At 72.8% G+C, this 7,653-nt stretch carries 8 protein-coding genes; 5 read left to right on the top strand and 3 right to left on the bottom strand.

What is annotated here, in order from left to right; translation table 11 throughout:
• The first annotated feature begins 119 nt into the window (after window positions 1-119).
• From FE256_RS16935 to FE256_RS16945, 3 genes are all read left to right on the top strand, one after another.
• Window positions 120-1,325, top strand: a complete 1,206-nt coding sequence (locus FE256_RS16935; protein ID WP_171024398.1) for an LLM class flavin-dependent oxidoreductase — start codon at window positions 120-122, stop codon at window positions 1,323-1,325.
• A 1-nt stretch (window position 1,326) separates the two neighbouring features.
• On the top strand, window positions 1,327-1,971 hold the full coding sequence (locus tag FE256_RS16940; RefSeq protein ID WP_138177987.1) for a CE1759 family FMN reductase: 645 nt from the start codon (window positions 1,327-1,329) through the stop codon (window positions 1,969-1,971).
• 147 nt (window positions 1,972-2,118) lie between these two features.
• Window positions 2,119-2,721 (top strand): class I SAM-dependent methyltransferase, encoded by a 603-nt coding sequence (locus tag FE256_RS16945; RefSeq protein ID WP_138177989.1) that lies wholly within the window; start codon window positions 2,119-2,121, stop codon window positions 2,719-2,721.
• 6 nt (window positions 2,722-2,727) lie between these two features.
• Here FE256_RS16945 and FE256_RS16950 read toward each other — a convergent pair whose 3' ends face one another.
• The gene (locus tag FE256_RS16950; protein ID WP_138177991.1) at window positions 2,728-3,510 is read right to left on the bottom strand and encodes a DNA/RNA non-specific endonuclease; all 783 of its coding nucleotides are present in this window, start codon (window positions 3,508-3,510) and stop codon (window positions 2,728-2,730) included.
• A 46-nt stretch (window positions 3,511-3,556) separates the two neighbouring features.
• Here FE256_RS16950 and FE256_RS16955 point away from each other — a divergent pair, with 46 nt between their 5' ends.
• Window positions 3,557-4,318 (top strand): fructosamine kinase family protein, encoded by a 762-nt coding sequence (locus FE256_RS16955; protein WP_138177993.1) that lies wholly within the window; start codon window positions 3,557-3,559, stop codon window positions 4,316-4,318.
• A gap of 102 nt (window positions 4,319-4,420) precedes the next feature.
• Here the strand turns inward: FE256_RS16955 and FE256_RS16960 are convergent, their stop codons facing one another.
• Window positions 4,421-5,038 carry a DedA family protein gene (locus tag FE256_RS16960; RefSeq protein WP_138177995.1) on the bottom strand — a complete coding sequence of 206 codons (618 nt, stop codon included), beginning with the start codon at window positions 5,036-5,038 and terminating at the stop codon, window positions 4,421-4,423.
• A gap of 133 nt (window positions 5,039-5,171) precedes the next feature.
• Here FE256_RS16960 and FE256_RS16965 point away from each other — a divergent pair, with 133 nt between their 5' ends.
• Window positions 5,172-7,136 carry a GDSL-type esterase/lipase family protein gene (locus FE256_RS16965; protein WP_138177997.1) on the top strand — a complete coding sequence of 655 codons (1,965 nt, stop codon included), beginning with the start codon at window positions 5,172-5,174 and terminating at the stop codon, window positions 7,134-7,136.
• Window positions 7,137-7,234: 98 nt separating this feature from the next.
• Here FE256_RS16965 and FE256_RS16970 read toward each other — a convergent pair.
• The coding region (locus FE256_RS16970; protein WP_502704866.1) for an aggregation-promoting factor C-terminal-like domain-containing protein at window positions 7,235-7,653 on the bottom strand (419 nt) is incomplete at its 5' end.

Here is a 7,653-nt window from a genome sequence, read left to right on the forward strand (position 1 = left end):
GTCGGGGGATGCCGATGGGGTAGGGCGGAATAAAACCCCGCGGGAGGCGTTCTCCCATGTATATTCAGATGCATACAAAAAGGAGGGGCATCGTGAACGAGACGACCAACTGGCCCGGGATGCAGTTCGGTGTCATGACGGTGAGCGACATCACCCAGGACCCGACCACCGGCAAGACCCCGAGCGAAGCCCAGCGCATCCAGGACACGCTCACGATCGCGAAGCACACCGAAGAGGTCGGGCTCGACGTCTTCGCGCTCGGCGAGCACCACAACCCGCCGTTCTGGTCCTCGTCGCCCACCACGACGCTGGCGTACATCGCCGCGCAGACCGAGCGCCTCATCCTCACGACCTCCACGACCCTCATCACCACGAACGACCCGGTGAAGATCGCCGAGGACTTCGCGATGCTGCAGCACGTCTCGGGCGGTCGCGCCGACCTCATGCTCGGCCGCGGCAACACCGGCCCCGTCTACCCCTGGTTCGGCAAGGACATCCGTCAGGGCCTGCCGCTGACCATCGAGAACTACGATCTGCTGCACAAGCTGTGGCGCGAGGACGTCGTGGACTGGGAGGGCAAGTTCCGCACGCCCCTGCAGGGCTTCACCTCGACCCCTCGTCCGCTGGACGGCGTTCCCCCGTTCGTGTGGCACGGTTCGATCCGCACCCCGGAGATCGCCGAGCAGGCCGCGTTCTACGGCAACGGCTTCTTCGCCAACAACATCTTCTGGCCCAAGGAGCACTACCAGCGCCTCATCACGCTGTACCGCGAGCGCTACGCCCACTACGGCCACGGCACTCCCCAGCAGGCGATCGTCGGCCTCGGCGGCCAGGTGTTCATGCGCGCGAACTCGCAGGACGCGGTGCGGGAGTTCCGCCCCTACTTCGACAACGCGCCCGTGTACGGCCACGGCCCGAGCCTCGAGGACTTCAGCGAGATGACGCCGCTGACCGTCGGCTCGCCGCAGCAGATCATCGACCGCTACGCCGCGATGCGCGAGACGTTCGGCGACTATCAGCGCCAGCTCTTCCTCATCGACCACGCGGGTCTTCCCACCAAGACCGTGCTCGAGCAGCTCGACATCCTCGGCGGCGAAGTCGTCCCGGCACTGCGCAAGGAGTTCCAGGTCAACCGCCCGGCCGAGGTTCCCGACGCGCCCACGCATGCCAACCTCGTCGAGAAGATCTACGCCGGTGCCGCTCCGCGCCAGGCCGTCCCCGGCGCCAACCGCGGCGACAACCTCACCGCCGGCAGCCCCTACCAGGACGCCCCGGCGAAGGCCGGCAGCGCCTTCGGTGCCGCCGCGACCCGAGTGGGGGCCTGACATGACCGCCCGCCGTATCGCGGTCGTGACCGCGGGGCTGTCCACGCCGTCGTCGACGCGCATGCTCGGCGACCGTCTCGCTCACGCCGCGCTCGCCGAACTGCGCCAGCGCGGGATCGACGCCACCGCCGACGTGTTCGAGCTGCGCGACTACGCCCACGACCTGACCGACAATCTGCTGACGGGGTTCGCTCCGCCCGCCCTCGAGCAGATGATCAACACCGTGGTCTCGGCCGACGGCATCATCGCGGTGACGCCGATCTTCTCCACGAGCTACTCGGGGCTGTTCAAGTCGTTCATCGACGTGCTCGACCCGCAGGCGCTGTCGGGGACCCCGGTCCTCCTCGGCGCCAACGCCGGCACGGCCCGCCACTCGCTCGCGATCGACTACGCCATCCGGCCGCTGTTCACCTACCTGCACGCCAACCCCGTGCCGACCGGCGTGTTCGCGGCATCCAGTGACTGGGGCGCGACCGCCGACGAGGTCGCCCCGCTGGGCGCGCGCGTCGACCGCGGCGCGCGGGAGTTCGCCGAGGCGATCGCCGCCCGGGAGCCCGTACGCGACGCCGATCCCTTCGACCCCGCCTCGTACCTCGGTGCCGGGAAGTCGTTCGGACACCTCCTCGGTGGTCTCTCCGGCGAGTGATCTCCCCCGAAGCCCCGTCGCCCGTCCGTGGCGGCGGGGCTTCGTGCTGCCGGGCGCGCCCTCCGCGCAACCTCAGCCGCTCGGCGGAGCGCCGGGCGGAGGTCGTGCCGATCACCGACGTCGCACGGGGCCCCTAGGGTGAGGGACATGGATGCCGAGCAGTGGGACGAGCGTTACCGCGCCTCCGCCGGAGGAGTGTGGGCCAGCGAGCCCCCCGCGACGGTCCGCGAGATCGCTGAGGCGCTGCGCCCCGGCACGGCGATCGACGTCGCCACCGGGGACGGCCGTACGGCGCTGTGGCTCGCCGCGCGGGGGTGGAGCGTCACGGGGGTGGACTTCTCGGCCGAGGCCCTGGCGATCGCCGCGGACCGACCCGGCGGCGACGCCGTGTCGTGGGTGCGCGCCGACGTGCACGCGTGGGAGCCGGCGGCATCCGTCGACCTGGTCGTGTCGTGCTACCTGCACCTGGCGGACAGTGCGGCGGCGGTGGCCCGGATCGCCGACTGGGTCGCGGTGGGCGGAACCCTCGTCGTGGTCGGTCACGACGTCGAGAACATCGCCGCCGGGGGCCACGGCCCCTCCGACCCCGCGATCCTCTACACCCCCGAGCTGCTGCGGGGTGCCCTCGACGAGCGGTTCCGCGTCGAGCGCTGCGAGCGCGTGGTCCGCGGCACCGCGGACGCCGAGCTGCGCGGCGGTCATTCCCACGCGGCCGTGGACACGGTGCTGCACGCCGTGCGGGTGGCCTGACCCGGGTCAGAGCACGATATCCGCCGTGCTCCGCAGTTCGCGGGCACCGGCGGGCCGAACGCCCGGACGCGCGAGGACGTCGGCGCCGGCGAGGTCTCGGACGTCGACACGCGCTTCGGTGGCGATGTCGCGGATCGGCACCTGGAACGTCCGGAACGCCCCGAGCGGCGGCACGGTCAGTCCCTGTCTCGTGTCGACGAGATCGGTCTGGTCGAGCACGAACCCCGCCGCGGCGAGGCGCTCGCCGGTGCGCCACACCGCGATCTTCCAGAACCGCAACGGAACACGGATGCCGCGATACGCCGGGTCGTCGTCACCGAGCACGGGCGCGGTGAACACCGCGATCCGCTGGTCGGTGCTCTCGGCGTAGGCGAGGACGTGATCCTCCAGTCCCAGCCACAGCTCCTTCGACTGGTTGAACCCCGCCGCCTGCGGGGCGGCGTTGGGGTAGAAGAACGTCGCGGCGGTGGCATCCCGAGCCTCGGACGCACTGCCCCACCCGGGATCGCGACGCCGCACGAGGTGACCGCGATCGAGGTCGTTGCGGCTGTACACCTCGGGGCCGGCCTGGGTCGTCGCGGGGGCGCGCGGGTCGAGCCGCCACTCGCCCGCGCGCGGCGGGTCCTGCAGGCGCACGCCGTCGATGATCACTCCGGTGACCGCGGCGAAGCGCCGCTCGGGGTCGAGCAGCACCGAGAAACGCGGGTAGTCGAGCCGGATCGTGTCGACGGCGGGCGAGGGGAGGGGCAGGGGGATGCCGAGGAAGTCGGGGTCGAAACCGTCGCTCATCGCCCCATCGTGCCCCTGACCTCCGACATCGCGACAGACTGGAGCGATGGAACGGCTGGTGAAGACCCGGGACGACGCGCCGCAGGGGTTCTTCGCGGCGGAGGCCGCGGGACTGGAGTGGCTCGCGGAGGCCGGCGGCGCGCGCACCGTGCGCGTGATCGAGGTCGAACCGACGCGCATCGTCCTCGAGCGCATCGGCGAGGCGCGCCCGAGCGCGGGCGCCGCGGCCGCGTTCGGTGCCGCCCTCGCGGCCACCCACGACGCGGGCGCCTCGGCGTTCGGCGCTCCGCCACCGGGCTGGGCGGGCGACATCTTCATCGGGCGTCGGTCGCAGCCGTCCCGACCGAATCCGACGTGGGGCGCGTTCTACGCCGCGCAGCGCGTCGAGCCCTTCCTCGCCTCCGCCGTCGCGGCGGGGAACCTCTCGGCATCCGGCGCCGCGGTCGTCCGGCGCGCGTGCGCGCTCATCTCCGCCGGGGCTTTCGACGACGGCGACGCCCCCGCCCGGCTGCACGGCGACCTCTGGGCGGGGAACGTCCTGTGGTCGCCCGAGGGGGTCGTGCTCATCGACCCCGCGGCGCACGGCGGCCATCGCGAGACAGACCTGGCGATGCTCGCGCTGTTCGGCTGCCCCCACTTCGACGACATCGTCGACGCGTACGATCGCGCGCACCCGCTGCGCGAGGGCTGGCACGATCGCGTGCCCGTGCACCAATTGCATCCGCTCGCCGTCCACGCCGCCGGGCACGGGCCGTCCTACGGCCGCGCGCTCGTCGACGCGGCCGAGCGGACGCTCGCGCTCGGCTGACGCCGGGAGTGGCGGCATCCGGGATCCGCGGGCTCTCGCGGCCATCGCAGCTCGCGGCCGGGGTGCCGCGGAGATCGTGCGATTCGACGCGCGGCCGAGGGACTACGCCGCGACGTCCTTGGCGGCACGCCGACGCGCGCGCCGGGCCAGCACCATGTCGATGCCGACCCCGATGCCCACGGCCACCACGATCGACACGATCACCGCGACCACCGGCCCGCCCGGGACGATCGCGGCCACGACCGCACCGATCACCGCTTGGTACGCGGCCCACGCCAGGGCCGCCGCGGCGGCGACACCGAGGTAGCGCGCCGGATTCACCCGCGACGCACCCGCCGCGAGGTTCACCGCGAGTCGGGCGAACGGCACGAACCGCGCGGTGAACAGCACGACCGCGGCGTTGCGCTCGAGCCGCGCCCGTGCCCATTCCAACGCGCCGCGCACGCGCGGACCGCGCATCCAGCGCCACCGCTCGACGCCGACCGCGCGCCCCACGAGGTAGCAGCACAGGTCGCCGCAGAAGGCCGCCGCCCCCGCGACGAGGATCACCGCGAAGAGCGGAGGAGTGCCGTTCGCGACGGCCAGGGCTCCGAAGGCGGTGACGGCCGCCTCACCCGGGATCACGACGAGGAACGCGTCCGCGAAGACGAGGAGAGCCATCGCCGGAAGCGCCCACGGGCTCGCCGCGACGCCTGCGAGCCACGCGTCGATCCCGTCCATCACGTCACTCTCCGCCGCCGATCGGGACGCGATGCCGTCCAGGCGGTGACCCCGCGCGGATCATCCGGTGAACATCGCGAACGTCGGGCCAGGATCGACGCCCCCGCAGGTCCGCGGGTCCCACCCTGGAGGCGTGAGAGTCGCGCTGCTGGCCGAATCCTTCCTCCCGCACATGAACGGGGTCACCGGTTCCGTTCTCCATGTCCTGCGCCATCTGGCGGAGGCGGGCCACGAGACGCTCGTGATCGCCCCCAAATCCGGCGATGTGACCGCCGACCTCCACGGCGCCCGCGCCGAGCTGCTGCGTTCGGTTCCGCTGCCGTCGTACCCCGAGGTCCGCGTGGTGTTCGCCCGTGCGGCGCGCCTGGGCGGTCTGCTGCGGGAGTTCCGCCCCGACGTCGTGCACCTGGCATCCCCGTTCGTGCTCGGCTGGCAAGGGCTCGCCGCCGCCGAGGCGTTGAAGATCCCCTCGGTCGCCGTCTACCAGACCGACGTCATCGCGTACGCCCAGAAGTACGGCCTGCCGCACGCGACCGCCCTCGTCGCGGGGCACGTCACGCGGCTGCACCGCCGGGCGACGCTCACTCTCGCGCCCTCGTCGGCGTCGATGCGTCAGCTCGAGGGGCTCGGCGTCGACCGCGTGCGCCGGTGGGGCCGGGGAGTGGATGCCGTGCGCTTCGCCCCCGAGCACCGCGACGAGGCCTGGCGCGCCGCGGTCGCGCCGGGAGGGGAGCGCATCGTCGGGTACGTCGGCCGACTCGCCCCCGAGAAGCAGGTCGACGACCTGCGGGCGCTCGCCGATCTGCCCGGGACGCGTCTGGTCGTCGTCGGCGACGGCCCGTCGCGTCCCGCGCTGGAGAAGGCGATTCCGGATGCCGTGTTCACCGGTCACCTCTCGGGTTCGGCGTTGGCGTCGACGATGGCGGGGTTCGACGTGTTCGTGCACCCCGGTGAGAGCGAGACCTTCGGGCAGACGATCCAGGAGGCGCTCGCCAGTGGCGTCCCGGTGGTCGCGACCGGCGTCGGCGGTCCCGTCGACCTCGTCCGCTCCAGCGTCGACGGCTGGCTGTACCGACCGGGCGACCTCGACGACCTGCGGGCACGCGTGGCCGACCTCGTCGGCGACGAGTCGAAGCGGCAGGCGTTCGCGCGCGCAGCTCGGGATGCCGTGGCCGGACGCACGTGGGAGGCCCTGACGCACGATCTGGTCGGGCACTACCGCGAGGCTGCGGCGTTAAGGACGATGGACGAGGGCATGCTCGTGCGCGGGGGGCAACGGCCCGAGGTCCCGGCGCCGCGGGCGCGCGGGCGCTGGACGCGCTATGTCGCCCTGGGCGACTCGCTGACCGAGGGACTGTGCGACGCGTCGCGCATGCCGTCGGGACAGTTCCGCGGGTGGGCCGACCGCCTCGCCGAACTGCTCGCGCACACGAGCGACGAGGGCCCGTTCCGGTACGCGAACCTCGCCGTGCGCAGCCGGCGGGTGCGGCACCTCATCGACGAGCAGATCCCGGCCGCCCTCGCCCTGCGACCCGACCTCGTCTCGATCCTCATCGGCGCCAACGACCTGGTCGGTCCCGCGCCGGTGATCCCGGCGCTCGTGGCCGAGGTCGAGTCCGCCGTTCGCGCCGTGCGTCGCACCGGCGCCGACGTGCTCCTGGTGACGACGTTCCTGCCCCGGCGGGCGGCCGCGCGCATCTTCGCTCGCCGTTTCGCCGCCTACAACGTGGAGCTGCGTCGCATCGCCCGTGCGCACGGCGCGATCCTGCTCGACTTGGAAGCGGTCGCCGAGATCGGCGAACTGCCGCTGTGGGCCGATGACCTCGTGCACCTGCGCTCGCGGGGTCACCGCCTGGTGGCCTATCGCGCGGCCGAGGCGCTGGGCGTGCCGGACGCCGGAGAGCTGTCCGACCTCGACGAAGCGCTGCACGCCGACGACGACGTGCCCCAGCGCGGGTGGCTGACCCGCGACGCCCTGCCCTGGGTGTGGCGTCGAGTTCGCGGGCGCACCGCCGGCGACGGCATCCTCCCCAAGCACGACGGGTACGTCGAGCTGCCCACGCGCGGCGACCGCCAGCGTCAGCGCACGACGTCCTGATCGCCGTCGTGGGTGCCCAGATCACGTGGTCTGGCCGAACGGGCACGGCGTGGACGGTCACGAGGCGTGACCTCGACCAGATCACGTGATCTGGCGACTCAGTACCAGCCGGTGGACTCGGAGTGCGCCCACGCGCCGCACGGGGAGCCGTAGCGGGACTTGATGTAGGACAGGCCCCAGGCGATCTGCGTCGCGGCGTTCGTCCGCCAATCGGGACCAGCGGCGGCCATCTTGTCTCCGGGAAGAGCCTGGGGGATGCCATAGGCACCGCTCCACGGATTCAGAGCGTCCGCTCGCCAGCCGGATTCCCGGTTCCACAGCGACACCAGGCACGAGAACTGATCGTCGCCCCAGCCGTAACCGCCGATCGCACCGCGGGCGTAGTCGCGCGCGGCCCCGGGGCTCATCGTCGGCCCCGCCGGCGCGGTCGACCCGCCGCTGCCGCTGCCGTTGCCGTTGCCGTTGCCGTTGCCGTTGCCAGAGCCGTTGCCTGAGCCGCCCGTCGACCCGCCGCCCC

It is taken from the genome of Microbacterium sp. 5K110, assembly GCF_005774735.1.
In the GTDB taxonomy this organism is placed as follows: Bacteria; Actinomycetota; Actinomycetes; order Actinomycetales; family Microbacteriaceae; genus Microbacterium.